This is a genomic window from Paraburkholderia sp. BR10954 (assembly GCF_040965775.1).
GTDB lineage: Bacteria > Pseudomonadota > Gammaproteobacteria > Burkholderiales > Burkholderiaceae > Paraburkholderia > Paraburkholderia youngii.
Genome location: NZ_JBFRCK010000006.1, coordinates 37,196 through 63,137, shown reverse-complemented (window position 1 = coordinate 63,137; position 25,942 = coordinate 37,196). Strand labels below are relative to the sequence as shown.

24 protein-coding genes are annotated in these 25,942 nt (G+C 65.1%); 5 read left to right on the top strand and 19 right to left on the bottom strand.

What is annotated here, in order from left to right; translation table 11 throughout:
- Positions 1–71: 71 nt before the first annotated feature.
- From ftsB to AB4Y34_RS11360, 9 genes are all read right to left on the bottom strand, one after another.
- Complete coding sequence (ftsB, locus tag AB4Y34_RS11400; RefSeq protein ID WP_368716075.1) at positions 72–509, bottom strand: cell division protein FtsB; 438 nt, start codon at positions 507–509, stop codon at positions 72–74.
- A 113-nt stretch (positions 510–622) separates the two neighbouring features.
- On the bottom strand, positions 623–1,906 hold the full coding sequence (gene eno / locus AB4Y34_RS11395) for a phosphopyruvate hydratase (RefSeq protein WP_176379959.1): 1,284 nt from the start codon (positions 1,904–1,906) through the stop codon (positions 623–625).
- 215 nt (positions 1,907–2,121) lie between these two features.
- Positions 2,122–2,976: a 3-deoxy-8-phosphooctulonate synthase gene (kdsA, locus tag AB4Y34_RS11390; RefSeq protein ID WP_368716074.1), complete on the bottom strand. Its 855-nt coding sequence runs from the start codon at positions 2,974–2,976 to the stop codon at positions 2,122–2,124.
- A complete protein-coding gene (locus AB4Y34_RS11385) occupies positions 2,973–4,634 on the bottom strand; it encodes a CTP synthase (RefSeq protein WP_176108205.1) in 1,662 nt (553 codons plus the stop codon). The genes kdsA and AB4Y34_RS11385 overlap by 4 nt, the downstream gene beginning before the upstream one ends.
- Before the next feature lie 143 nt (positions 4,635–4,777).
- Positions 4,778–5,581, bottom strand: a complete 804-nt coding sequence (locus tag AB4Y34_RS11380; protein ID WP_176108204.1) for an alpha/beta fold hydrolase — start codon at positions 5,579–5,581, stop codon at positions 4,778–4,780.
- A gap of 117 nt (positions 5,582–5,698) precedes the next feature.
- Positions 5,699–8,329, bottom strand: a complete 2,631-nt coding sequence (locus tag AB4Y34_RS11375) for a DNA internalization-related competence protein ComEC/Rec2 (RefSeq protein WP_368716073.1) — start codon at positions 8,327–8,329, stop codon at positions 5,699–5,701.
- A 113-nt stretch (positions 8,330–8,442) separates the two neighbouring features.
- Positions 8,443–9,231: a TatD family hydrolase gene (locus AB4Y34_RS11370; protein WP_176108202.1), complete on the bottom strand. Its 789-nt coding sequence runs from the start codon at positions 9,229–9,231 to the stop codon at positions 8,443–8,445.
- A gap of 137 nt (positions 9,232–9,368) precedes the next feature.
- Positions 9,369–10,124 (bottom strand): lipoprotein-releasing ABC transporter ATP-binding protein LolD, encoded by a 756-nt coding sequence (gene lolD / locus AB4Y34_RS11365; protein WP_368716072.1) that lies wholly within the window; start codon positions 10,122–10,124, stop codon positions 9,369–9,371.
- Positions 10,117–11,370 (bottom strand): lipoprotein-releasing ABC transporter permease subunit, encoded by a 1,254-nt coding sequence (locus AB4Y34_RS11360; RefSeq protein ID WP_368595172.1) that lies wholly within the window; start codon positions 11,368–11,370, stop codon positions 10,117–10,119. Before AB4Y34_RS11360 ends, lolD begins: the two co-directional genes overlap by 8 nt.
- Positions 11,371–11,676: 306 nt before the next feature.
- On the opposite strand from AB4Y34_RS11360, the gene AB4Y34_RS11355 reads away from it, so the two are divergent.
- From AB4Y34_RS11355 to AB4Y34_RS11335, 5 genes are all read left to right on the top strand, one after another.
- The gene (locus tag AB4Y34_RS11355; RefSeq protein ID WP_368716071.1) at positions 11,677–12,795 is read left to right on the top strand and encodes a regulator; all 1,119 of its coding nucleotides are present in this window, start codon (positions 11,677–11,679) and stop codon (positions 12,793–12,795) included.
- A 16-nt stretch (positions 12,796–12,811) separates the two neighbouring features.
- Positions 12,812–14,518 carry a single-stranded-DNA-specific exonuclease RecJ gene (gene recJ / locus AB4Y34_RS11350; protein ID WP_368716070.1) on the top strand — a complete coding sequence of 569 codons (1,707 nt, stop codon included), beginning with the start codon at positions 12,812–12,814 and terminating at the stop codon, positions 14,516–14,518.
- A 110-nt stretch (positions 14,519–14,628) separates the two neighbouring features.
- Positions 14,629–15,733 (top strand): peptide chain release factor 2 gene (gene prfB, locus AB4Y34_RS11345; protein ID WP_013089810.1). Its coding sequence is split into 2 segments (ribosomal slippage): positions 14,629–14,709 and positions 14,711–15,733, totalling 1,104 coding nucleotides; the frame shifts between segments, so codons are not numbered across the junction.
- 135 nt (positions 15,734–15,868) lie between these two features.
- Positions 15,869–17,410: a lysine--tRNA ligase gene (gene lysS, locus AB4Y34_RS11340; protein WP_176379968.1), complete on the top strand. Its 1,542-nt coding sequence runs from the start codon at positions 15,869–15,871 to the stop codon at positions 17,408–17,410.
- 343 nt (positions 17,411–17,753) lie between these two features.
- Positions 17,754–18,503, top strand: coding sequence for a glycine zipper 2TM domain-containing protein (locus AB4Y34_RS11335; protein ID WP_368716069.1), 750 nt, complete (start codon positions 17,754–17,756; stop codon positions 18,501–18,503).
- 112 nt (positions 18,504–18,615) lie between these two features.
- On the opposite strand, the gene iscX is transcribed toward AB4Y34_RS11335, so the two are convergent.
- The 10 genes from iscX to AB4Y34_RS11285 all read right to left on the bottom strand — a co-directional run bounded on the left by iscX (position 18,616) and on the right by AB4Y34_RS11285 (position 25,853).
- The gene (iscX, locus tag AB4Y34_RS11330; protein WP_008922031.1) at positions 18,616–18,813 is read right to left on the bottom strand and encodes a Fe-S cluster assembly protein IscX; all 198 of its coding nucleotides are present in this window, start codon (positions 18,811–18,813) and stop codon (positions 18,616–18,618) included.
- Positions 18,814–18,828: 15 nt separating this feature from the next.
- Positions 18,829–19,170, bottom strand: a complete 342-nt coding sequence (gene fdx, locus AB4Y34_RS11325) for an ISC system 2Fe-2S type ferredoxin (RefSeq protein WP_013089813.1) — start codon at positions 19,168–19,170, stop codon at positions 18,829–18,831.
- Positions 19,171–19,315: 145 nt separating this feature from the next.
- Positions 19,316–21,187 carry a Fe-S protein assembly chaperone HscA gene (gene hscA, locus AB4Y34_RS11320; protein WP_368716068.1) on the bottom strand — a complete coding sequence of 624 codons (1,872 nt, stop codon included), beginning with the start codon at positions 21,185–21,187 and terminating at the stop codon, positions 19,316–19,318.
- A gap of 181 nt (positions 21,188–21,368) precedes the next feature.
- The gene (hscB, locus tag AB4Y34_RS11315) at positions 21,369–21,896 is read right to left on the bottom strand and encodes a Fe-S protein assembly co-chaperone HscB (RefSeq protein WP_176379972.1); all 528 of its coding nucleotides are present in this window, start codon (positions 21,894–21,896) and stop codon (positions 21,369–21,371) included.
- A 138-nt stretch (positions 21,897–22,034) separates the two neighbouring features.
- A complete protein-coding gene (iscA, locus tag AB4Y34_RS11310; RefSeq protein ID WP_129959361.1) occupies positions 22,035–22,358 on the bottom strand; it encodes an iron-sulfur cluster assembly protein IscA in 324 nt (107 codons plus the stop codon).
- A gap of 81 nt (positions 22,359–22,439) precedes the next feature.
- Positions 22,440–22,853, bottom strand: coding sequence for a Fe-S cluster assembly scaffold IscU (iscU, locus tag AB4Y34_RS11305; protein ID WP_013089817.1), 414 nt, complete (start codon positions 22,851–22,853; stop codon positions 22,440–22,442).
- Between the two features lie 72 nt (positions 22,854–22,925).
- A complete protein-coding gene (locus AB4Y34_RS11300; protein WP_176108193.1) occupies positions 22,926–24,149 on the bottom strand; it encodes an IscS subfamily cysteine desulfurase in 1,224 nt (407 codons plus the stop codon).
- An 83-nt stretch (positions 24,150–24,232) separates the two neighbouring features.
- The gene (gene iscR, locus AB4Y34_RS11295; protein ID WP_013089819.1) at positions 24,233–24,763 is read right to left on the bottom strand and encodes a Fe-S cluster assembly transcriptional regulator IscR; all 531 of its coding nucleotides are present in this window, start codon (positions 24,761–24,763) and stop codon (positions 24,233–24,235) included.
- A 197-nt stretch (positions 24,764–24,960) separates the two neighbouring features.
- Positions 24,961–25,458, bottom strand: a complete 498-nt coding sequence (locus tag AB4Y34_RS11290; RefSeq protein WP_368595179.1) for a low molecular weight protein-tyrosine-phosphatase — start codon at positions 25,456–25,458, stop codon at positions 24,961–24,963.
- Between the two features lie 155 nt (positions 25,459–25,613).
- Positions 25,614–25,853: a hypothetical protein gene (locus AB4Y34_RS11285; RefSeq protein ID WP_176379974.1), complete on the bottom strand. Its 240-nt coding sequence runs from the start codon at positions 25,851–25,853 to the stop codon at positions 25,614–25,616.
- Between the last annotated feature and the right edge of the window lie 89 nt (positions 25,854–25,942).

Here is a 25,942-nt window from a genome sequence, read left to right as displayed (position 1 = left end):
AAAAAGCGCGGTTCGACGTGAACCGCGCTTTTTTCGCCCTTCGTGGCGAAGCCGATGCGAGATATCGAACCTCAGTGCGCCGGCTTCTTCTCCTTCGCAGCCGCCGGCTTCCCGCCATGCTTGCGATCCGGTTTCGCGCGCGACTCCGGATTCGGCACCACGTGCAGCGGCGCGGCCGACACCTCACCGCGCGTCGAAGTATCCGCCGCCGGCGTGTTCGCCAACGGCAGCGGCTGGTTCGGCGACACGAACTGCACGAACACTTCGCCGTCCTTGACCATGCCCATTTCGTAGCGCGCGCGCTCTTCGACCGCGGCGGTGCCGTTCTGCAGATCCTGAACTTCGCCCTGGATGCGCTCGTTGCGCAGCTTGGCGTCGGCATTCTTCTGCAGTTGCTGCGCGAGCTGGCCTTGCAACTCATGCACGCGCAGCCAGCCGCCGTGCCCCCACCAGAGCGGGTACTGGATCAATGCCAGCAGAACGATCAGGACAGCAGTGACAAGCCGCATGAAGTAAGCACAATAAATACGCGCCGCCCTGCGCTATACGCAGGGCGGCGAAGTCAATCAGAAACGAAGGATAACCGGCTCATCGATCGGCGTGAACAATCTTGCGAAAACGCTTAGCGCAGATTGTAGAACGCCGACTTGCCAGGGTAGCTCGCGATATCGCCGAGATCTTCCTCGATACGCAGCAGCTGGTTGTACTTCGAGATGCGATCCGAACGCGACAGCGAACCGGTCTTGATCTGGCCGGCGTTCAGACCGACGGCGATGTCCGCGATAGTCGAGTCTTCGGTTTCGCCCGAGCGGTGCGAAATCACGGCCGTGTAGCCCGCGCGCTTGGCCATTTCGATCGCCGCGAAGGTTTCCGTCAGCGTGCCGATCTGGTTGATCTTGATCAGGATCGAGTTCGCGATGCCCTTCTCGATGCCTTCCTTCAGGATGCGTGTGTTCGTGACGAACAGGTCGTCGCCGACCAGTTGGACCTTGTCGCCGAGCTTGTCGGTCAGGATCTTCCAGCCTTCCCAGTCGCTTTCGTGCATGCCGTCTTCGATCGACACGATCGGGAACTTGTCCGCCAGGTTCGCGAGGTAATCCGCGAATTCCGTCGACGACAGCTGCAGGCCTTCGCCCGCGAGCTGGTACTTGCCGTCGTGGTAGAACTCGCTGGCCGCGCAGTCGAGTGCGAGCAGCACATCTTCACCGGCGCGATAGCCCGCTTTCTCGATGGCTTGCAAAATCGTGGACAGGCATTCCTCGTTGCTGCCGAAATTCGGCGCGAAGCCGCCTTCGTCGCCGACTGCCGTGCTCATGCCGCGATCCGACAGGATCTTCTTCAGCGCGTGGAACACTTCGGCGCCGCAGCGCAGCGCTTCGCGGAAGCTCGGCTGGCTGACCGGCACGATCATGAATTCCTGGATGTCCAGGCTGTTGTTCGCGTGCGCGCCGCCGTTGACAATGTTCATCATCGGCACCGGCAGTTGCATCGCGCCCGAACCGCCGAAATAGCGGTACAGCGGCAGGCCGGCTTCTTCAGCGGCGGCCTTCGCGACGGCCATCGACACGGCCAGCATCGCGTTCGCGCCTAGGCGCGACTTGTTGTCGGTGCCGTCGAGCTCGAGCAGCGTCTTGTCGAGGAATGCCTGCTCGGAAGCGTCGAGACCCATGATCGCTTCGGAGATTTCCGTGTTGATGTGCTCGACGGCCTTCAGCACGCCCTTGCCGCCGTAGCGGCCGGCTTCGCCGTCGCGCAGTTCGATCGCTTCGCGCGAGCCGGTCGACGCGCCCGACGGCACGGCTGCGCGGCCCATCGTGCCCGACTCGAGCAGCACGTCGCATTCGACGGTGGGGTTGCCTCGCGAATCGAGAATCTCTCGACCGATGATGTCTACGATAGCACTCATGGTTTCCTCAAAGGATGACGTTGAATTCTTTACTCTGACACTGTATCGCGCTGTCGATCCGGAGTTGGTGCTTTAGCGCCTACTCCGGTCCCATGCAAAGCACCCGCCGGTCTCCCCGACAGACAACTCGCGCGCCGATACGTTCGACGACCATTATGCGAAAACGCCGCGGGTCGATTATCGAGAGCAATCGTGACACGCGGCGCACACCTGAATCAGTTGAAGTCGCTTTCGAGGAACGGGCCGCGCTTGACGGCCTGGTCGAGCGTGACGAGCGTCTCGAGCAGGTTGGCCATGCGATTAAGCGGCACCGCGTTCGGCCCGTCCGACTTCGCTTGCGCCGGATTCGGGTGCGTTTCCATGAACAGACCCGCGACGCCGACCGCGACCGCGGCGCGCGCGAGCACCGGCACGAATTCGCGCTGGCCGCCCGAGCTCGTGCCCTGACCGCCCGGCAACTGCACCGAGTGCGTCGCGTCGAACACGACCGGCGCGTTGGTCTCGCGCATGATCGCGAGCGAACGCATGTCCGACACGAGGTTGTTATAGCCGAACGACACGCCGCGCTCGCACGCCATGAAGCGGTCTTCCGATAGACCCGCTTCACGAGCGGCGTCGCGCGCCTTGTCGATCACGTTCTTCATGTCGTGCGGCGCGAGAAACTGGCCCTTCTTGATATTGACCGGCTTGCCCGAGCGCGCGCACGCGTGGATGAAGTCCGTCTGACGGCACAAAAACGCGGGCGTTTGCAGCACGTCGACGACCGACGCCACCTGCTCGATCTCGTGCTCGGCGTGCACGTCGGTCAGCACCGGCAGACCGAGCTGGCGCTTCACTTCCGACAGGATACGCAGACCTTCGTCCATGCCCAGACCGCGAAACGACTTGCCGCTGCTGCGATTGGCCTTGTCGTACGACGATTTGTAGATGAACGGAATGTTCAGCTTCGCGCAGATTTCCTTCAGGCGGCCGGCCGTGTCGATCGTCATTTGTTCGGATTCGACGACACAGGTACCGGCGATCAGGAAAAACGGCTTGTCGAGCCCGATTTCGAAATCGCCCAGTTTCATGCTTTCTCCTCGACCCTCGATTGCTGATGCGCGAGCGCCGCTTCGACGAACGACTTGAACAGCGGATGACCGTCACGCGGCGTGGACGTGAATTCCGGATGGAACTGCACGCCGACGAACCACGGGTGCATGCTGCGCGGCAGCTCCATCATTTCCGGCAGATCCTCGCTCGGCGTACGGGCGCTAATGATGAGGCCACCGCCTTCAAGCTGGGGCACGAAACGGTTATTCACCTCATAACGGTGACGATGACGCTCGTTCACGTCCGTGCCATAGATCTCTTCGGCGAGCGTGCCGGGCTTGATCGGGCAGCGCTGCGAGCCGAGACGCATCGTGCCGCCGAGGTCCGATTCTTCGGTGCGCTTCTCGACGCGGCCTTCGCGGTCGTACCACTCGGTGATGAGCGCAACCACGCGATTCTTCGTTTCCTGATCGAACTCGGTGCTGTTCGCGTCCTTCAGGCCGACCACGTCACGCGCGAATTCGATCACGGCGAGCTGCATGCCGAGGCAGATGCCGAGATACGGCACCTTCGCTTCGCGTGCGTAGCGGATCGCGGCAATCTTGCCTTCGGTGCCGCGACGGCCGAAGCCGCCCGGCACGAGCACCGCGTCGAGATGCTTGAGGCTTTCGACGCCTTGCGTTTCGATCTCTTCGGAGTCGATGTACTCGATGTTCACGCGCGTCGACGTATGCATCGATGCATGACGCAGCGCTTCGATCAGCGACTTGTACGACTCGGTCAGATCGACATACTTGCCGACCATGCCGATCGTCACTTCGTGCTTCGGGTTCTGCAGCTTCTCGACGAGGTCGGACCACATGGAAAGGTCGGCCGCCTTCGGCGTGAGCTTCAGCTCCTCGCAGATGATCGCGTCGAGACCCTGGTCGTGCAGCATCTGCGGAATCTTGTAGATGCTGTCCGCGTCCCACACGGAAATGACCGCGTCTTCGGGCACGTTCGAGAACAGCGAGATCTTCGCGCGCTCGTCGTCCGGAATGCGGCGGTCGGCGCGGCACAGCAGCACGTGCGGCGAGATGCCGATTTCGCGCAGCTTCTGCACGCTGTGCTGGGTAGGCTTGGTCTTGAGCTCGCCGGCCGTGGCGACCCAGGGCACCAGCGTCAGGTGCACGAAGCACGCGCTGTTGCGGCCGAGGCGCAGGCTCATCTGACGCGCGGCTTCGAGGAACGGCAGCGATTCGATGTCACCCACCGTGCCGCCCACTTCGACGATCGCGACATCGGGCTCGCCGCACGTTGCAGAAGCTGCGCCGCGTTCGACGAATGCCTGGATTTCGTTGGTGATGTGCGGAATGACCTGCACGGTCTTGCCGAGATAATCGCCGCGGCGTTCCTTGCGGATCACCGATTCGTAAATCTGGCCCGTGGTGAAGTTGTTGGCCTTGCGCATCTTCGTGCTGATGAAGCGCTCGTAGTGGCCAAGGTCGAGGTCGGTTTCCGCTCCGTCTTCCGTCACGAACACTTCGCCGTGCTGAAACGGGCTCATCGTGCCGGGGTCGACATTGATGTAGGGATCGAGCTTGAGGAGGGTGACTTTAAGACCGCGCGATTCGAGGATCGCGGCGAGGGAAGCGGCGGCAATACCCTTGCCGAGGGAAGATACTACGCCGCCGGTGACGAAAACATATTTGGTCATCGCTGGATGCTCGCGGGAAAAACGGATTATACCGTAAAGGATGGTCCCGACCCAGCAAAAAACGACCCGCCCGCCGCGCGCCGATGCCGCCTCGCGTGGCAGCCAGCGCAGCAGTTTGGGGCCCGCTTGGTGCGCGCAGCGCGTCAGGCGGTTCGCTCCAGCTCGCGCAACATGCGTTGCACCGCGCGCGCGGTTTCGATCGGCTTTTCCATCGGATACAGATGGCTGCCCTCGATCCACTCGACGTGCCCGCCGGTCGCGCGCCGCGTCGCGTCGAGACCGACCTGGCGGATTTCCTTCGAGTGCGTGCCGGCGATGAACCCGACCGGCACCGCCGCGCCGCGCGCGAGACGCGCGCCGAGCGTATGCGGCAAAGTTCGGTAGATCTGGTATTCGGTGCGCCGATCGAAGGCGAGCACGCGGGTGCCGTCGGGCGAACTCTGCGGAATGCCGAAGTCGATGTAGTCGGACAGCATGCGCTCGTCCCAGCGCGCGAACGCGGGTTTCGAATGGAAGTGCCGCCAGGCTTCGTCGCGGCTAGCCCATTGCGTGCGGCGCTTGCGCGTCGCGGCGGCCGGCGACAGCCGCTCGTCGAGCCCGGTCCATTGCGACACGCGCAGCATGCTGCTGCGCCAGCCGGCGATCACCGGCGAGTCGAGCATCACGACGCCCCTCACCCACTGCGGCTTTTTCAGCGCCGCCATCAGCGACAGATAACCGCCGAGCGAATGCCCGACGAGCCACACTGGCTGCTCGTACTTGCGCGCGATATCGTCGAGCAGTTGGTCGACCAGATGGGGCCAGTCCTGCGTGACCGGAAAGCGCGAATCATGACCGATCCGCTCGATCGAGCGCACCTCGTAGTCGTCGGAGAGTTCGGCGAAGATGGTCCGGTAAGTCGAGGCCGGAAAGCCGTTCGCGTGCGAGAAATGGATGATGTTTTTCAACTGCGGCAATCTCCGTTGTGTTTTTTACGCGCGGGCGGGTGCTTCGTCTGTGCCGCTGCTTATACCGCTGCTTGCGCCCGTTGTCTGCGCCGCCGCGCTCATTGAGCGGCGACGCGCTCAGGGCTCCATCCAGTAGCGGCGGTGCGTGTCGCGATAGCGCTCAAGCGTGAGCGCGGCGCCCTCCTCAGCGCGCGCGCCCGGATCGACGTCGACCCTGACGCCGCCATCCCGATCGCTGCGCGCAAGCTCGATATGACGCGCCACATAGCGCGCGAGCACGCCCGCGTTCGGATGATGAAAACGATTCTCGTAGCCTACCTGAAATAACGCGATGGACGGATCGACAGAGTCGAGGAACGGTTCGGTCGACGACGTCTTGCTGCCATGATGCGGCACGATCAATACTTGCGCGCGTAACATCTCGCGATCGCGTGCGAGCAGCGCGCGTTCGGTCGGCGCTTCGATGTCGGCGGTCAGCAGAGCCGCGAAACGCGGCGCGTTCGCACTGACCAACGCCGCCTGGCCTGCATTGGCGGCGGGCAACGTGCTGACTCTCAACACGCAGCAATGTTCGTTCGCCTTGCCGGTGAGCGCCCCGGCGTCCGGCCACAATACGGCGAACTCGACACCGTCCCACTGCCAGCGCTGCCCCGCCACACACGGCAGCGTCCGCGTGCCATGCTGCTTCGCCTTCGGCCACAGCGGATGGTCCGGCTTCAGTCCGGCCACCAGCTGACGAACCTCGATCGCGTCGAGCACTGCCGGCGCGCCGCCCGAATGATCCGAATCGTCGTGGCTGATCATCAGCGTATCGAGCATCGTCACACCTTGCGCCTGCAGGAACGGCACCACCACTCGATCGCCAGCATGCGTCGATTCCGGGCCGGGGCCGGCATCGAACAGCAACGCGTGATGCGCGGTCTGCACGAGCACCGACGTGCCCTGCCCGACATCGAGCGCAGTCAGACGAAACGCGCCCGATGGCTCGGCGAGTGCGCCGTTTGCACTGGGCATCAGCAGCGGCAGCCACGTCAGCGGCGCCGCCCAGCGCAACGGCCAGCCGCGCGGCGCGAGACACCACAGCACACCGACTGCAGCCGCGGCGAGCGCCCACGCATGCGGCTGCGGCAACCACCACAGCGTCCAGCGCGGTCCCGACACCAGCTCCAGGCCGGCCACGAGACCATCGAGCAGCGTGTGCGCGGCGCGCCACGCGAACGCGTCGAGCGGCGCGGGCAATGCGACGCCCGCGAGCACCGCCGGCGTGACGAGAGCGCTCACCCACGGAATCGCGAACGCATTCGCGAGCGGACCGACGAGCGGAATCTGCGCGAACCAGTAGGCGGTCAGCGGCGCAAGCGCGACCGTCACCGCGAACTGCACGTGCGCGGCGCTGCGCAAGCGTTCGGCGAAGGCACGCAGATGCCGGATCAAGTCAGGACGCAGCGCCAGCCATCTACCATGCGCCGCGCCGCCCTCTTCGTCTTCATGCCGAGGGGACGCCTGTGAACCGCGCACGCGCGGCCGCGCCGCCATCGCGAACAGGATCGCGCCGACCGCGCAGAACGACAGCCAGAATCCGGCCGACACGACCGCCCACGGATCGACCAGCAGCACGAGCCCGAGCGCCCACGCGAGCACCGTTGAGCGCGCCAGTTGCCGGCCACCGACGAACGCCAGCGCGACAAGCGCGGCCATCCACAGCGCGCGTTGCGCCGGCACGTTGAAGCCGGCGAGCGCGGCATGCAGCGCGGCGAACAGCGCCCCGGCCGTCACGCCGACGAGTTGCGCGGGCAAGCGCAGCGGCCAGTTGCGGCCGAGCCAGCCCGAGCGTCGCCAGACTGCTGCCGCGAGCCAGCCGGTCAGCCCCGCGACCAGGCCGATATGCAAGCCCGAGATCGCCACCAGATGACTCGTGCCGGTGCCGCGCATCAATTGCCAGTCGGCGGGGCTCAGCTGGTCCTGCGCGCCGACCGCGAGCGCGACGACGATGCCGCGATGCGGCGCATCGGCGAGCACCGTGTCGATACGCGCGCGCAATGCGGCGCGCCAGCGGTCGACCAGCACGGCGAGCCCGCGCGCGCGACCGGCGAGGCGTCGCGCATGCTCCGGCACGCTCACGTAACCAGTCGCGCGGACGTTGCGCGCGAGCAGACTCGCCTCGGCATCGCGCACGCCAAAATTCGCGTTGCCGTGCGGGCGCTTCAGGCGCACGGTCAGACGCCAGCGCTCGCCCGGTTCGAGCCGCGGCGCGGGGGCGCCGCGCGCGATCCAGGCGAGTTGGATCACGCGCGGAAAAGCGGCGAGGCGCGCATCGTTCGACTCGACGTCGAACAGGAAGCGCGCGCCTTTGTCGTCGCGCGTTGGCAGTCCCTTGATAGCGCCGACCACCTCGACGTCGCGCCCTTCCCACTCATGCGGCAGACTCACGGCGAGCCGCGTATGAGCGCGCAGAGCCGCATATCCGAAACCGACGCAGATCGCCGCGCACCACACGGCGCCCCAACCGGCGACCCGCCGCATGCGGACATCGCGCCATGCGCGGGTAGCGAACCGGTTCGAAAATCGCCGCTCGTATTCGAGCCGGTGCGCCGCACCCACCCTATCGCCACGCAAACCCCACACGGCAACGCCAGCCGCCGTGGAGCCGGCCAGTATCAACGCCCACCATCCGCCCGCATCCGGCAACACCGCCTGCTGCTGCAGCCAGATCACGCCCAACGCAAACCCGCACCAGACTGCCCGCATCCGCCCTCCGCGCCACTGGCGCCGGGCGTCGTCACGCGCCGGCGAGCAGGCAGCAGCGAGCCCGCCGGGCATGGGTGTCGCCCGGCGCGAACCCTTTCGATCAACGGAATCGATTATGCAGAGGAAAGCGCGAGTCGCGGCAGCGCGGCGAGCGCGTTAGCCGTTGTGCCAAGGGCTGCTGCGTCAGAAGTGACACCGCGCAGTTGCGCGAGACTCGCGCCGATCGCCGGAATCTGCTCCGGCGAATTGCGCTGCCTGTACATCCACGATGGCGCGATATCGGGCGCGTCGGTCTCGACGACCAGCGCGTCGAATGGCAGCTGTTCGGCAAGTCGGCGGATCTGCCGCGCGCGCTCGAACGTCAGGTTGCCGCCGAACCCAAGATGCAGGCCCTGATCGATATAAGCCCGAGCCTGCTGGAAACTGCCATTGAACGCGTGCGCGATGCCGCGATGGATCTGATGCCGGCGCAGTCCCGCGATCACCTGATCCTGCGATTTGCGCACGTGGCAGATGACCGGCAGATCGAACTCGCGCGCGAGTTGCAACTGCCCGTTGTAGAAAAATTGCTGGCGCGCATCGTCGAGACCGTCGACGAAAAAGTCGAGCCCAATCTCGCCAATGCCGACGAAGCGCGGATCGTCGAGACTCGCCTCGATCTCCAGGCGCAACAGGTCGAGGTCGGCGTCGACGGCGCCTGGCGTGTACATCGGATGAATGCCGAGCGCGTACGCGCCGCCGTCGACACGGTGCGCGAGCTCGCGCACCGCCGCGAAGTTCTGTCGCCCGATCGCCGGGATCACGATGCGCGACACGCCCGCATCGCGCGCGGACGCCGCGACCGCGTCACGATCGGCGTCGAACTCCGAAGCGTCGAGATGGCAGTGCGTATCGATCCACATGGGTTGTCTCACTGGCAATGCAACCGAACCGAACGTGGTCCGGCGGTTCTCGGCGGCGGTCGGTCATCCGCGGATGACCCGCAACGACCGTGCCGGGGTCCGGCCCAACCCGGGCCCAACTCGGGCTCAACCCGGGTTCAGACCGGCACCGGCGGTTCTTCGTGCAGCACGCCGTCGCGCAGCCGCATGATGCGATCGCAGCGCCCCGCCAATTCCGGGTCGTGCGTGACGATCACGAAGCTCGTCTCGAGCGTGCGCGACAGTTCGAGCATCAGGTTGAACACGGTGTCGGCGGTGCCGCCGTCGAGGTTGCCGGTCGGCTCGTCGGCGAGCACGCAGGCGGGCTTCGTGACGAGCGCGCGCGCGATCGCGACACGCTGACGCTCGCCGCCCGACAGCTCGCCCGGCCGATGCTTCGCGCGATGCCCCATGCCGACGCGCTCCAGTACCGCCATCGCCTCACGGCGCGCGACTTCGGTCGTCTCGCGACGAATTCGCAGCGGCATCGCGACGTTATCGAGCGCGGAAAACTCCGGCAGCAAATGGTGAAACTGATAAACGAAACCGAGCGCGCGATTGCGCAGGTCGTTGCGCTCGCGCTCGGAGAGCTTCGTGAACGGCTTGCCGAGCACCGACACCTCGCCCGCGCTCGGATCGTCGAGACCGCCGAGCACGTGCAGCAGTGTGCTCTTGCCGGAGCCCGACGCGCCGACGATCGCGAGCTTCTCGCCGCGCCGCACGGCGAGCTCGGCATTGTTGAGCACCGGCACGTTCAGGCCACCCTGCACGAACGATTTGGAAATGCCGGTGGCTTCGAGCACGTACGGATACGATGCGGGGTCCTGAGCGGTCATGGATGAATCGGTTGAGGGATGGACGAGGCGGTCATTCATAGCGCAGCGCCTCCGCCGGACGGACCTTCGCGCCGCGCCAGCTCGGATACAGCGTCGCGAGCGCGGACAGCACGAACGCGATGATGCCGATGCGAGCGACGTCGGCCGGAACCAGCTCGGACGGCAGCTCGCTGATGAAGTACACCGACGGCGGCAGGAACTGCACGCCGAGCAGGTGCTCGATCATCGGCACCAGCCACGGAATGCTCCACGAGATCAGGCAGCCGAGCGCGACGCCGGTCGCCGTGCCGATGAAGCCGATCGTCACGCCCTGCATGACGAAGATCTTCATGATCGAGCCGGGCTGCGCGCCGAGCGTGCGCAGAATCGCGATATCGGCCTGTTTATTGGTCACCGTCATCACCAGCGACGACACCAGATTGAACGCGGCCACCGCAATGATCAGCGTCAGGATGATGAACATCATGCGCTTCTCGATCTGCACCGCCGAGAACCAGGTCTTGTTCTGCTGGGTCCAGTCGCGAATGTACAGATCGCCCGACAGCGTGCGCGCGAGCTGACGCGCGACTTCCGGCGCGCGCTGCATGTCGGTGAGGCGCAGCCGCACGCCGGTCGGCGCGGGCAGCCGGAACAGCGCCTGTGCGTCCTTGATGTTGATCAGCGCGAGCGTGCTGTCGTATTCGTAGTGGCCCGACTCGAAGACGCCAACCACCGTGAACTGCTTCAGGCGCGGCAGCATGCCGGCCGGCGTGATCGTGCCTTCGGGCGCGACGAGCGTGATCTTGTCGTTCAACTGCACGCCGAGGTTGGCCGCGAGATCGGCGCCGAGCACGATGCCGAAGTCGCCGGGTACGAGGTCGGTCAGCTTGCCGCCCTTCATTTCCTTGCCGATATCGGACACTTCCGGTTCGAGCGTCGGCTCGATGCCGCGCAACGCGACGCCGCTCACCGCATCCTGGCGCGTGAGCAGCGCCTGGGCCTCGACGTAGGGCGCCGCGCCGATCACCTGCTGGTTCTGCCGCGCTTCCTTCGCGGTCAGCTGCCAGTCGGGCATCGACCCGGTCGGCGAAAAGATTTCGACGTGCGCGAGCACCGACAGCATGCGGTCGCGCACCTCTTTCTGAAAGCCGTTCATCACCGACAGCACCACGATCAGGGCCGCGACGCCAAGCGCGATGCCCGACATCGACACCAGCGCGATGAACGAGATGAAGCCGTTGCCAGTCGTGCGTTTGCCGGCGCGTGTGTAGCGCCAGCCAATCTGCCATTCGTAGGGAAATTTCAAGCGAATCCTTTTGTGCGTTCTTCGACTGTGTGTCGGGAGCGGCGGACATCGAGCGTGCGCCGAACGGCCCGAGCGTCGTGATCGTTGGGCTCGCGGCGGCGCGGATCGTTCCTCGCCCGCCCAGCCGCCGTGCGGCTCCGCCGACGCATGGAGGCGTGGCTGCACGGTGCGCCGCCACTGCCGCGTCCAGCGATCAAGCGCGAAGTTTGCCACACAATGCCGCCGGCTCGCGCAAAGCTCATGCCTCGGTTCGCGATCGACAAACCGACCGTGCCTCGTCGAAATACTCGCACCGTTTGCCCTACAATGCGCAGCATCATGCCTGCCGACCGCCTCCATCTCCTGCTGCCCTTCGCGCTGCCCGCCGCGGCCGACGCCTCCACCGCGCTTCACGACATCCAGAGCCCCGCCCTCGACAGGCTGATCGCCCGCGCGACGCTGATCGAACGCGTGATCGGCGAAGATTTTCAGCGCACGCTGCCGCACGAGCGCTGGGTCGCGCGACAATTCGGCGCGCTGCCCGATGGCACGGTGGGCGCCTCGGCCGCCGCCGACGAAGCCCCGCTCGCGCCCTACATGCTGCGCGCCGACGGCGGCGAACCCGGCAGCGCGACGTGGGCCTGCGTGCAGCCGGTGCACGTGCACATCGCGCATGACCACCTGGTGCTGATCGATCCCGCGTCGCTCGATCTGTCGGACGACGAAGCGGCCACGCTGCTCGCGCTTGCGCGTCCGCTGATCGAGGAACTCGGCGTGCGCATCGAAGCGCCGAAACCGACCCGCTGGTATCTGTCGAGCGACGCGTTCGGCACGCTCGCGGGCGCGTCGCCGTTGCGCGCGAGCGGCCGCAACATCGAGATCTGGCTGCCCCATGAAGCGCATTCCGGCGAACGCTCGCGCGCATGGATGAAGTTGCAGAACGAAGTGCAGATGGCATGGTTCGAGCATCCGGTCAACGAGGCGCGCGAGGCACGCGGGTTGCCGGCCGTCAACTCGATCTGGTTTTACGCGCAAGGCGCCGCGCGGCCGGTGCGCAGTCCGTTCGCGCAGGTGCTGTCCGACGCCGCCGCGACGCGGGGCCTCGCGCTCAGCGCGGGGATCACGCCAGCCGCGCCGCCGGCGTCGTATCGCGAACTGCCGGCGGCGCTGCGCCGTGCAACCGACGGCAGCGGCGCGACACTCGTCGAACTCGATCCATTCTCCGCGCCCTACATCGAACAGGACTGGGCGCGCTGGAACCAGGCATTCGCCGCGCTGCAGACCGACTGGTTCGAGCCGGCGCTCGCGGCGCTGCAGGCGGGCGAACTCGCCGAACTCGACCTCACGCTGTGCGGCGACACCGGCTCGGTGACGCTGACCGTCACGCGCAGCGATCTGCGCAAATTCTGGCGGCGGCGCGTGCTGGCCTCGCTTTTCATCGAATGATCCACGGCCCTTCCGCATGACCCGAATCGTTACGCGCCCCTGCTCCCCCGTCGATGCCGAAGTGCTGATCCGCTGCGGCATGCATCCGGTGCTCGCGCGCCTGTACGCATCGCGCGGCGTGTGCCTGCCCGAAGAGGTCGAGACCGGCCTCGCGCGGCTCGTGCCGCCCGTCGAGCTGAAAGGCTGCGACGCGGCCGCCGCGCTGCTCGCCGACGCGCTCCAGCGGCAGCGCCGCATGCTGGTCGTCGCCGACTACGACTGCGACGGCGCGACCGCCTGCGCGGTCGCGGTGCGCGGACTGCGCATGTTCGGCGCGCGCATCGACTATCTGGTGCCAAACCGCATGGAGCACGGCTACGGGCTCACGCCGGACATCGTCGAGCTGGCGGCGCGCAGCGCGGCGGGCAAGCCCGATCTGCTGATCACCGTCGACAACGGCATCGCGAGCGTCGACGGCGTCGCCGCCGCGAACGCGCTCGGCATCGACGTGGTCGTCACCGACCACCACCTGCCCGGCGACGAACTGCCCGCCGCGCGCGCGATCGTCAATCCGAACCAGCCGGGCTGCACGTTCCCGAGCAAGTGCCTGGCCGGCGTCGGCGTGATGTTCTACGTGCTGCTCGCGCTGCGCGCCGAACTGCGCCGCCGCGGCGCGTTCGGCGACGCGCTGCCCGAACCGCGCCTCGACGGCCTGCTCGATCTGGTCGCGCTCGGCACCGTCGCCGATGTCGTCAAGCTCGATGGCAACAACCGCGTGCTGGTCGCGCAAGGTCTGCAGCGCATCCGCAAGGGTCGCATGCAGCCGGGCATCGCCGCCCTCTTTCGCGCCGCCGCGCGCGACGCGCGCAACGCGTCCGGCTTCGACCTAGGCTTCGCGCTGGGACCGCGCCTGAACGCGGCGGGACGGCTGTCGGACATGTCGCTCGGCATCGAATGCCTGACCACCGACGACGTCGGCCGCGCGTGGGAACTCGCGCAGCAGCTCGACACGATGAACCGCGAGCGCCGCGAAATCGAGGCCGGCATGCAGCAGCAGGCACTGGACGACCTGTCGACGGTCGATCCCGACGGCGCGACCACGATCACGCTGTTCAATCCGGGCTGGCATCAAGGCGTGATCGGCATCGTTGCGGGACGGCTGAAGGAAAAGTTCCACCGCCCGTCGTTCACGTTCGCGCCCGCCGACGATACCGGCGTGCTCGTCAAAGGCTCGGGCCGCTCGATCCCGGGCTTCCATCTGCGCGACGCGCTCGATCTGATCTCGAAGCGCGAACCGGACCTGATCGTCAAATTCGGCGGCCACGCGATGGCCGCGGGCCTGACGATCGCCGCCGCGAACGTGCCGCGCTTCACGGCCGCCTTCGAGGCGGTCGGCCGCGAATGGCTGTCCGCGGAGGCGCTCGCGCGCACGGTCGAAACCGACGGCGAGCTAGAAGACGCGTACTTCACGCCGCAATTCGTCGAGATGCTCGACGCGGCCGTGTGGGGCCAAGGCTTTCCGGCGCCGGTGTTCTCGGGCGAATTCGAGGTCGCGTCGCAGGCGCTCGTGAAGGACAAGCACCTGAAGCTGCAACTGTTGCGCGGCCGCCAGCGCTTCAACGCGATCTGGTTCAATCACACCGATACGCTGCCCGCGCGCACCACCGTCGCCTACCGGCTCGCGAGCGACACATGGAACGGCGTGTCGCGCGTGCAATTGATCGTCGAGCACGCGGCGAGCTGAAATCTTCCGCAAAATCAATTGCGAACACGCGCCGGATCGCCCGCGGGGCTCCGGCGCGGCGTGCCGATCGGCTATAATTTCTCCTTTTTACGAAGCTATAAAAGATCGACATGGAAGCGGAACGTCTCAACGCGATCGAAGCCTCTCTGGCCGACCTGCGCAAGCGCGCGGACGACCTACGGGGGTATCTTTGACTACGACGACAAAGCACTGCGTCTAATCGAAGTCAACCGGGAACTCGAAGACCCGGACGTCTGGAACGATGCGAAGCACGCCCAGGCACTCGGTAAGGAAAAGAAGCTGCTCGACGACACGGTCGGCAAACTCACGTCGATCACCAACGACGTGAACGACGCGCAAGACCTGTTCGACATGGCGCGCGAAGAAGCCGACGACGAAACGCTGCTCGCCTGTGAAGCCGATGCCCAGGCCATCGAGGCGCGCGTCGCCGACATGGAATTCCGTCGGATGTTCGCGAACCCGGCCGACCCCAACAACGCCTTTCTCGACATCCAGGCCGGCGCCGGCGGCACCGAAGCGTGCGACTGGGCGTCGATGCTGCTGCGCCAATATCTGCGCTACTGCGAACGCAAGGGCTTCAAGACCGAAGTGCTCGAGCAGACCGAAGGCGACGTCGCCGGCATCAAGAACGCGACGATCAAGATCGAAGGCGAATACGCGTACGGCTTCCTGCGTACCGAAACCGGCGTGCACCGCCTCGTGCGCAAGTCGCCGTTCGATTCATCGGGCGGCCGTCACACTTCGTTCTCATCGGTGTTCGTGTACCCGGAAATCGACGACTCGATCGAAGTCGAGATCAACCCGGCCGATCTGCGCATCGACACGTACCGTGCTTCCGGCGCGGGCGGTCAGCACATCAACAAGACCGACTCGGCGGTGCGTATCACGCACATGCCGTCGGGCATCGTCGTGCAGTGCCAGAACGACCGCTCGCAGCACCGCAACCGCGCCGAAGCGATGGCGATGCTGAAATCGCGCCTGTACGAAGCGGAAATCCGCAAGCGTCAGGCCGAGCAGGACAAGCTCGAAGCCGGCAAGACCGATGTGGGTTGGGGCCATCAGATCCGCTCGTACGTGCTCGACAACAGCCGCATCAAGGATCTGCGCACCAACGTCGAAATCAGCAACACGAAGAGCGTGCTCGACGGCGATCTCGATCCGTTCATCAGCGCGAGCCTGAAACAGGGCGTCTAAGCGCGCACGGCGCGGCCACGTTCAGTGATCGGGGCCGCGCTTGCTTCGTTTTCCAGTACCGCCTGAGGTTTCTACACTGACTGGCTTTCCGCTTTGCGGCGCACGCCGCGGCGGGCCACCGAATACCAAATCATCATGACTCAACCGACCCAGCCGAATGCGGCCCAGCCAACTGTCGTGCCCGAAGTGGACGACAATAAGATCATCGCCGAGCGCCGCGAAAAGCTGCGCGAGCTGCGTGAGCAAGGCGTCGCCTATCCGAACGATTTCCGTCCCACGCACCACGCCGAAGATCTGCAGTCGCAGTACGAGCACGCCGACAAGGAAGCGCTCGAAGCGAATCCGCTCGAAGTCGCGATCGCCGGCCGCATGATGCTCAAACGCGTGATGGGCAAGGCGAGCTTCGCGACCGTGCGCGATGGCTCGGGTCAGATCCAGTTCTTCATCACGCCCGCCGACGTCGGCCAGGAAACCTACGACGCATTCAAGAAGTGGGACATGGGCGACATCGTCGCCGCGCGCGGCGTACTGTTCCGCACCAACAAGGGCGAGCTGTCGGTGCGCTGCACGGAGCTGCGTCTGCTGTCGAAGTCGCTGCGTCCGCTGCCGGACAAGTTCCACGGTCTCGCCGACCAGGAAATGAAGTACCGCCAGCGCTATGTCGATCTGATCGTCACGCCGGAAACGCGCCGCACCTTCGTCGCGCGCACGAAGGCGATTTCGTCGATCCGCAAGTACATGGCCGACGCGAACTTCATGGAAGTCGAAACGCCGATGCTGCACCCGATTCCGGGCGGCGCGGCGGCCAAGCCGTTCTCGACGCACCACAACGCGCTCGACATGCAGATGTTCCTGCGCATCGCGCCGGAGCTGTATCTGAAGCGTCTCGTGGTGGGCGGCTTCGAGCGCGTGTTCGAAATCAATCGTAACTTCCGCAACGAGGGCGTGTCCGTGCGCCACAACCCGGAATTCACGATGATCGAATTCTACGCGGCCTACACCGACTACAAGTGGCTGATGGACTTCACCGAGCAGCTGATCCGCCAGGCCGCGATCGATGCGCTCGGCACGGCCACCATCACCTATCAGGGCCGCGAGCTCGATCTGTCGAAGCCGTTCCATCGCCTCACGATCACGCAGGCGATCCAGAAATACGCGCCGCAATACACGAACGAGCAGCTCGCCGACAGCACGTTCCTGCGCGCCGAACTCAAGAAGTTCGGCGTCGATGCGTCGCAGCCGCAGTTCCTGAACGCGGGCATCGGCTCGCTGCAGCTGGCGCTGTTCGAAGAGACCGCCGAGTCGCAACTGTGGGAGCCGACCTACATCATCGATTACCCGATCGAGGTGTCGCCGCTCGCGCGTGCGTCGGACAAGGTGGAAGGCATCACCGAGCGCTTCGAGCTGTTCATCACCGGCCGCGAAATCGCCAACGGCTTCTCCGAGCTGAACGATCCGGAAGATCAGGCCGCGCGCTTCAGGAAGCAGGTCGATCAGAAGGACGCCGGCGACGAGGAAGCGATGTTCTACGACGCCGACTACATCCGCGCGCTCGAATACGGCATGCCGCCGGCGGGCGGCTGCGGTATCGGCATCGACCGTCTGGTGATGTTGCTGACCGATAGCCCGAGCATCCGCGACGTGATTCTGTTCCCGCATCTGCGTCGCGAAGATTGAGCGACGCGAAGCGCGGGTAGTCGTTGCGCTTCGCGTGCAATGTGATGGTTTTGAAGAGCGCCCGGTCGATGCCGGGCGTTTTTTATGCGCGTTTTCGCTTGGCGGGACCGGTTTCTGCGAGCAGTCGTTTTGTAACCGGCGGTAAAAGCCGCGCCAGTGCGCGCAAATCGCCGTGGTCGCAACGGTCTTGAAAGCTTGCTGACACAAGGCGCGCCGCGCAGAGGCCACCGGCCCACGCCCGAGGCCGCCATCGAGCCGGTTACAAATGGAAACGCTGCCGGGATCGAATTGCCCGACACTCAGTCTCATAGGCAGTCGGCTCTGTCAGAAGCGGAGGCCCCACATGGACATCCCTACTCATCAACCCACGCAGCCACGTCGTCTTCATCCGTTGATCGCGGTCGCCGCCGGCGCGGTGCTCGTTGCAAGTCTCGTCGCTACCGCCGCGATCACCGGCGTGTTCCCGAAGGCGTCGGGCAACGGCGCACAGAACGATCAGACACAGGCCGCGCAGGTCAGCACGCAAGTGCCGGGCGTCGTCGATTCGGCCGCACCGGTCAATCCATCCGCGCAACCGCAGCAGGTGCAGGCTCAGCAAGCTGCGCAGCCCGCCCCAGCCCCGGCCCCCGCTCCGGCGCAGCAACAGCAATACGCGCAGCAGCAACAGGCGCCGGCCGCGCCTCAGGCGCAGTACACGCAACAACCCGGGCCGCAAGCAGCGCCCCAGTACGCGCAGCAGCCGGCGCCACAAGCCGCTCATTGCTCGACTTGCGGCACGGTCGTCGCGATCTCGGCGGTTCGGCATGAAGGACATGGCACCGGTATCGGCGCGGTCGGCGGCGCGGTGGCCGGTGGCGTCGTCGGCAACCAGTTCGGGGCCGGCGGCGGGCGTACCGCGATGACGCTGCTCGGCGCGCTCGGCGGCGGGCTCGCCGGCAACTCGGTCGAAAAACATCTGCGCAGCACGACGTCGTATTCGGTGCGCGTGCACATGGAAGACGGCAAGACGCGCTACTTCACCTATCACGAGGCGCCGCCGTTCCACGACGGCGAGCGCGTGCGCGTGCAGAACGGCGGTCTCGTCGCCGACTGACATCGGCCGCTTCACTCACGCGCTCCACTCTCGTCGACGCAGCCATGAAAAAAGGCGATTCCATCGGAATCGCCTTTTCTTTGCAGTTCAATGAACCAGTTCGAACGCGCGATCAATAATCCGCGTCTTCGATCCACGCCGCCTGAATCGCTTCGAGAATCTTTTCACTGGAGCGGTTCGGATCGTCGTCGAAGCCTTCGAGCTCCATCACCCAGCGATGCAGATCGGTGAAACGCACCTGCTGCGGATCGACATCCTGATGCTTGTCGGTCAGAGCCATCGCGATTTCTTGCGTATCGGTCCACTTCATGGCGGCGCCCTCCTGTTAGTGGTTTTCCTTCGCGTGATTGATCGAGTAACGCGGAATTTCGACGACCAGATCCTGCTCGTCCGGCATGATCGCCTGGCACGACAGACGCGAAGCCGGTTCGAGCCCCCATGCCTTGTCCAACAGATCGTCCTCGTCTTCCTCGGACGGCGTCAAGGCGGCGAAACCCTCACGCACGATCACATGACACGTCGTGCATGCGCACGACTTCTCGCACGCATGCTCGATTTCGATACCGTTATCGAGCAGGTTGTCGCAGATGCTCTTGCCGGGAACGGCGTCGATCACCGCGCCTTCCGGGCACAGTTCGACGTGAGGCAGCACAACGATTTGAGGCATACAGTTTCCGTTTGGGTCTGAGGCACAGCGGCTGCCAGCAATGCCGCGTGCAGGCTCCGTACCATTTTACTGGCGCCGGCTGGACTTTTTAAGTCCAGCCGGCGCGCTCCATTGATTCCTGCGACGTTCGCAGTTCGTTCGCCCGTCAGATCTCGTCGAGCTTGCGGCCCGACAGCGCGCGGCGAATCCCCTTGTTCATGCGGCGCGCGGCGAATTCGTCGGTGCCTTCGGCGAGCGCCTTCGTCGCGGCTTCGATCGCGCCGACGTCCTCGCCCGGCGCGACGTTGCGCAGCGCGGCGAGCAGCGCATCGAGTTCGGCGCGTTCACTGTCGTCGAGCAGCTCGGCGTCGGCGGCGAGCGCCGCGTCGGTCGCTTCGACGAGACGCTGCGCTTCGACCTGCGCCTCGCGCAAAGCGCGCGCCCGCATATCAATTTCAGCGGTCGAAAAGCTGTCTTCGAGCATGCGCGCGATGTCGTCGTCGGCGAGGCCATACGAAGGCTTCACGACGACCGACGCCTCCACGCCCGACGCGAGCTCGCGCGCGAACACGGACAGCAGGCCGTCGGCGTCGACCTGATAGGTCACGCGAATGCGCGCGGCGCCCGCGGCCATCGGCGGAATGCCGCGCAGCTCGAAGCGCGCGAGCGAACGGCAATCGCTGACGAGCTCGCGCTCGCCCTGGACGACGTGAATCGCCATCGCGGTCTGGCCGTCCTTGAAGGTCGTGAAATCCTGCGCGCGCGCGACCGGAATCGTCGAGTTGCGAGGAATGATCTTCTCGGTGAGGCCACCCATCGTCTCGACGCCGAGTGACAGCGGAATCACGTCGAGCAGCAGCCACTCGTCGCCTTCCGCGCCGCGGTTGCCGGCCAGCAGATCGGCCTGGATGGCCGCGCCGAGCGCGACGACCTGGTCCGGATCGAGATTGACGAGCGGCGCCTGGCCGAAGAACGCCTCGACCGCGCGGCGGATCACTGGCATGCGCGTCGCGCCGCCGACCAGCACGACGCCCTTGATGTCCTTCGTAGTGACCTTCGCGTCGCGCAGCGCCTTCTTCGTCGGACCCAGCGTGCGTTGCACGAGCTCGGCCGTGATGGTCTCGAAAGTGGCTTCGTCGATCGTCAGATCGAGCGCGGTGCCGTTGGCAAGCGTGAGCTTGAGGTTAGCCTGCGGCGCGCTCGACAACGCCTCCTTGGCCTCGCGCACGCTATCGAGCAGCAGGCGCACGTCGTGCGGCGCGAGCGTCTGCGGCGCGATGCCGGCCTGTTCGAGCACATGGCGGTACAGCGCATGATCGAAGTCGTCGCCGCCGAGCGCGGAATCGCCGCCCGCCGCCAGCACTTCGAACACGCCCTTGGTGAGCTTAAGAATGGACAAGTCGAAGGTGCCGCCGCCGAGGTCGTAGACCGCGTACAGACCTTCGGCGCCGTTGTCGAGACCGTAGGCGATCGCGGCCGCGGTCGGTTCGTTCAGCAGACGCAGTACGTTCAGCCCCGCGAGGCGCGCGGCGTCTTTCGTCGCCTGGCGCTGCGCTTCGTCGAAGTATGCGGGCACCGTGATCACCGCGCCGACCAGTTCGTCGCCGAGCGTGTCTTCGGCGCGCTGGCGCAGCGTCGCGAGAATTTCAGCTGATACTTCCACCGGGCTCTTCACGCCGTCCACAGTACGGATCTGCACCATGCCGGGTGCGTCGATGAAGTCGTACGGCGCGTTTTCGGCGCCCTCCACCTCGGCCTTGCCGCGGCCCATGAAGCGCTTGACCGACACGATCGTGTTGCGCGGGTCGCTGGCGGCTTCGGCCTTCGCCCGGCGGCCGATGCGACGGCCGCCCTGTTCCAGGTAGCGCACCACCGAGGGCAGCAGCACGTGCCCGTCTTCGTCGGGCAGCACATCGGGCAGGCCGCTGCGCACGGCGGCGACGAGGGAGTTGGTGGTGCCGAGATCGATGCCGACCGCCAGACGCCGCTGGTGAGGCGCCGGCGCCATGCCGGGTTCGGAGATTTGCAGTAAGGCCATCTGGATCTTCTCGGGGACGTTGTGCCCCGTCCTGAATGTTCGCGTTGCTGGGGGTGATGCCACGGCTCGCGGCCGCTCTGGTTTTTGTTTGTCGCTTGCTACATCGCTGCCTGCCGGTGCTGCTTCGGCGTGTTGCTGCTTGCCGGCGCCGCGCTTTTCGCGCGCGCCGCACGAAACCGGGCTAGCCTTCGAGCCGCTCGATCTGCGCGTCGATTTCCGACGCGACGCGTTCGATGAACATCATCTGCCGCACCGCCTCGGCCGCCGCCTGATTCGCACCGCTATCGAGCGATGCGCCGAGCTTGTCCAAGCGCTGACGCTCCTCGTCGCGCAACTCGATGAGCAGCGCGTCGAGCGCGTCGACGTTCTTCGCCGCGGCCGCGTCCTCGATGTTCTCGCGCCACTCCATCTGCTGCATCAGGAACGCGGGCTCCATCGCCGTGTTGTTCTCCGCGCCGACGTTGATGCCGCGCAGCGACAGCAGATAGGTCGCGCGCTTGAGCGGATCGCGCAGCGTCTGATACGCCTCGTTCGCGCGCGTCGCCCATTGCATCGCGATACGCTTTTGCGCATCGCCGGCCGCCGCGAAGCGGTCGGGATGCACCTGCGCCTGCACGGTGCGGTACGCGTGATCGAGCGTGCTCGCGTCGAGCGCGAATTGCGCCGGCAGACCAAACAGATCGAAGTGGCTGTCGTTCAGCGATGCCATCGGATGAAAGTCCGTTGATGAAAACCTGGTGTGGAAACGTTGGGCCGTGTCAGGCGTGAGCTCTTCACGCGCGCACGGAGCAAACTAAAAAGGCGGCCCGCGCCGCCTTTGATCCGCCGCACGCGGAAAGTAACGAATCTAGACTCGGAACGACTCGCCGCAGCCGCATTCGTCTTTCACGTTCGGGTTGTTGAACTTGAAGCCTTCGTTCAGCCCTTCGCGCGCGAAGTCGAGCTCCGTGCCGTCGATATACGCGAGACTCTTCGGGTCGACCACGACCTTCACGCCGCCTGTCTCGAACACCTGATCTTCCGGCGCGAGTTCGTCCACGTACTCGAGTTTGTAGGCGAGGCCCGAGCAACCGGTGGTGCGCACGCCGACGCGCAACCCGATGCCTTTACCACGGCGGGTCAGATACTTCTGGACGTGCTGTGCTGCCTTTTCGGTCAACGTAATTGCCATAACGTTTCTCAGTTGCCGGTGTGCTTGGCGCGCGTGTTCGCGCCGCGCTCACCGGTTGCTTCGTTCTTACCTTGTTGCTGCTCAGGCGGCCTTGCCGTCTTCGGCGACCGCCGCTTCGCCGTGGCGCTGCTTGTAGTCGGCGACTGCTGCCTTGATCGCATCTTCCGCGAGGATCGAGCAGTGGATCTTCACCGGCGGCAGTGCCAGTTCTTCGGCGATCTGCGTGTTCTTGATCGACATGGCCTGGTCAAGCGTCTTGCCCTTCACCCACTCGGTGACGAGCGAGCTCGACGCGATGGCCGAGCCGCAGCCGTAGGTCTTGAACTTCGCGTCTTCGATGATGCCGTCCGCGCCGACGCGGATCTGCAGTTTCATCACGTCGCCGCAGGCCGGCGCACCGACCATGCCGGTACCGACCGTGTCGTCGTCCTTGGCGAAGGAACCGACGTTGCGCGGGTTTTCGTAGTGGTCGAGGACCTTGTCGCTATAAGCCATGATTACACTCCTTGATTCGTTTCAACCTGCAATCCGATGAACGTTCGATGTCGGTTTCGTTCCGCGGGCGCGTCAGTGCGCGGCCCACTGGATGGTCGACAGATCGATGCCGTCCTTGTGCATTTCCCACAGCGGCGACAAATCGCGCAGCTTGGAAATCTTCGTCTTCAGCAGGTTGATCACGTAGTCGATTTCCTGCTCGGTCGTGAAGCGTCCCACCGTGAAGCGGATCGAGCTGTGCGCCAGTTCGTCGTTGCGGCCGAGCGCGCGCAGCACGTACGACGGCTCCAGCGACGCCGACGTGCACGCCGAACCCGACGACACCGCGACGTCCTTCACCGCCATGATCAGCGATTCGCCTTCGACGAAATTGAAGCTGATGTTCAGGTTGTGCGGCACACGCTTTTCCATGTCGCCGTTCACATACACTTCCTCGATTTCCGACAAGCCTTTGAGCAAACGGTCACGCAGCATGCGGATGCGCTCGTTTTCGGTCGCCATCTCTTCACGCGCGATGCGGAAAGCTTCGCCCATGCCGACGATCTGGTGCGTCGCGAGCGTGCCCGAACGCATACCGCGCTCGTGGCCGCCGCCGTGCATCTGCGCCTCGATCCGGATACGCGGCTTGCGACGCACGTACAGCGCGCCGATGCCCTTCGGGCCGTAGGTCTTGTGCGCCGAGAACGACATCAGGTCGACCTTCAGCTTCTGCAGATCGATCTGGATCTTGCCGGTGGCCTGCGCCGCGTCGACGTGGAAAATGATGCCCTTTTCACGCGTGATCTCGCCGATCGCCTCGATGTCCTGGATCACGCCGATCTCGTTGTTGACCGACATCACCGACACCAGAATCGTGTCCGGGCGCAGCGCCGCCTTGAATGCGTCGAGGTCGATCAAACCGTCGTCCTTGACATCCAGATAGGTGACTTCGAAGCCTTCTCGCTCGAGTTCGCGGGTGGTGTCCAGCACGGCCTTGTGCTCGGTCTTCACCGTGACGATGTGCTTGCCCTTGCTCTTGTAGAAGTGCGCGGCACCTTTCAGAGCGAGGTTGTCCGACTCCGTCGCACCCGAGGTCCAGATGATTTCGCGCGGATCGGCGTTCACGAGCGCTGCGACCTGCTCGCGCGCTTCCTCGACCGCGCGTTCGGCGTTCCAGCCATAAGCGTGGCTACGCGACGCGGGGTTACCGAACTGTTCACGCAGATACGGGATCATCTTGTCCACCACACGCGGATCGATCGGCGTCGTGGCGCTGTAGTCCATGTAGATGGGCAGATGGAGAGAGTCGTTGTTCATCAATTGCTCCGGGGACGTCATGTGCTCTGGCTTCTGGATTCGATATGGGGCTGCGGCGGAAGATTTCTATCGCGTGCCGCGCTTCACGAACCGGCCATGTTGAAAACGGAATTGGGACCCTTGGGCGCCACGCGGACGGGTTCGACCGCCGGCGCGTCGCTGCGCCTGTCGCGCAGCACCGCCGGCGCGCCTTCGCGCGAACGCTGCTGGTCGACGAGATCCTTTAGCGAAACCGAATCGAGGTATTCGACCATTTTCTGGTTCAGCGTCGACCACAGCTCATGCGTCATGCAGTGGCCATCGTGCTGCTTGGTGCCTTCGCACGTGCCCTTGCCGCCGCACTGGGTGGCGTCGAGCGGCTCGTCGACCGCGATGATGATGTCGGCCACCGTCACCTCTTCGGCACGGCGCGCGAGATTGTAGCCACCGCCCGGCCCGCGCACGGACTCGACGATTTCATGACGGCGCAGCTTGCCAAACAGCTGCTCGAGATATGACAGGGAGATGTGTTGGCGCTGGCTGATACCCGCAAGCGTCACCGGGCCCTGCTCCTGGCGCAACGCCAGGTCGATCATCGCCGTGACGGCGAAACGGCCTTTCGTGGTGAGTCTCATATGATGTGGGAACCGCAATTCTCGACAAGTTTTGTCAAGTATAAATACATGACCGATTTAGTCAAGTATGGGCGGCAAATTTTGTGTCATCTGCTTAATTGATCGCCATACTTCGACGCCAGATTCACATGCGCGGCACACGCGGCATGAGGCTGCATTTGTCACCCGAGGGATACGCCCGCGCTCTTCGCCGATACCTACGCGAGCAACTGCGGGCGCAGCGCGGCGATCAGCCCGCGGCAGGCTGCTTCGCACTGATCGAGCACCAACTCGAAGCCTTCCGCGCCGCCGAAATACGGGTCGACGACCTCTCGCGCGCCGCTCCAGCGGCCATCCGACTCCGGCACGAACTCCATCAGCAGACGGATCTTGTCCCGCTGAGAAGGCGGGCACAGTTGCCGCAACGCGGCGACGTTGCGGTCGTCCATTGCAATCAGCAGATCGAAGCGCTCGAAGTCCGCGACGGTGATCTGGCGGCCGCGCAGCGTGTCGAGGGCATAACCGCGCCGGCGCGCCGCGTGTTGCGCGCGTTCGTCGGGCGGCGCGCCGATGTGCCAATCGCCGGTACCGGCCGAATCGATCAGAATGCGATCCGCGAGCTTCGCCTCGTCGACTAGATGACGCATCACGCCCTCCGCCGTCGGTGAACGGCAGATATTCCCGAGGCAAACGAAACAGATGGACACAGTTTTCATCAGGGATTCTTCGGCGCTCCAGGCGCCGCGCGTGAGGTCATCAGACAGTCAGCGGACTGCGCCGCGATTATACAAACGTCGACGGATTCGCGCCGGGCGTGGTACAGCCGCGCAAGCGCAGCGGGCTTCGTACCGCCGCGGGCCGCCGCGACTGCCTACGATGCCTCGGCCAGCGGGGTCGCCGCGGCGGCAGGCATCGGTTTAGCGGGCAATGCCGACGCTGTGTCGATCATGCCGTATGACACCGCGCGTGCGAGTTCGGCGGTCAGATGGTTGGCATCGAGCGGCATCTGCGAAGCGCGCGAAGAGGTTTGGCCGTTGACGTGCAAATAGGCGAGCACCGCGAGCGACACAACGATGGCCAGAGGCCAGTACACCGATATTGTCTTTTTCATGATGTGTTTTCCAATTAGGGGCGCATGAGCTTTTGGCGCACTATGCCAAGTCGAAATGCTATAGGAATTCACAATCAGGAAAAACCCGC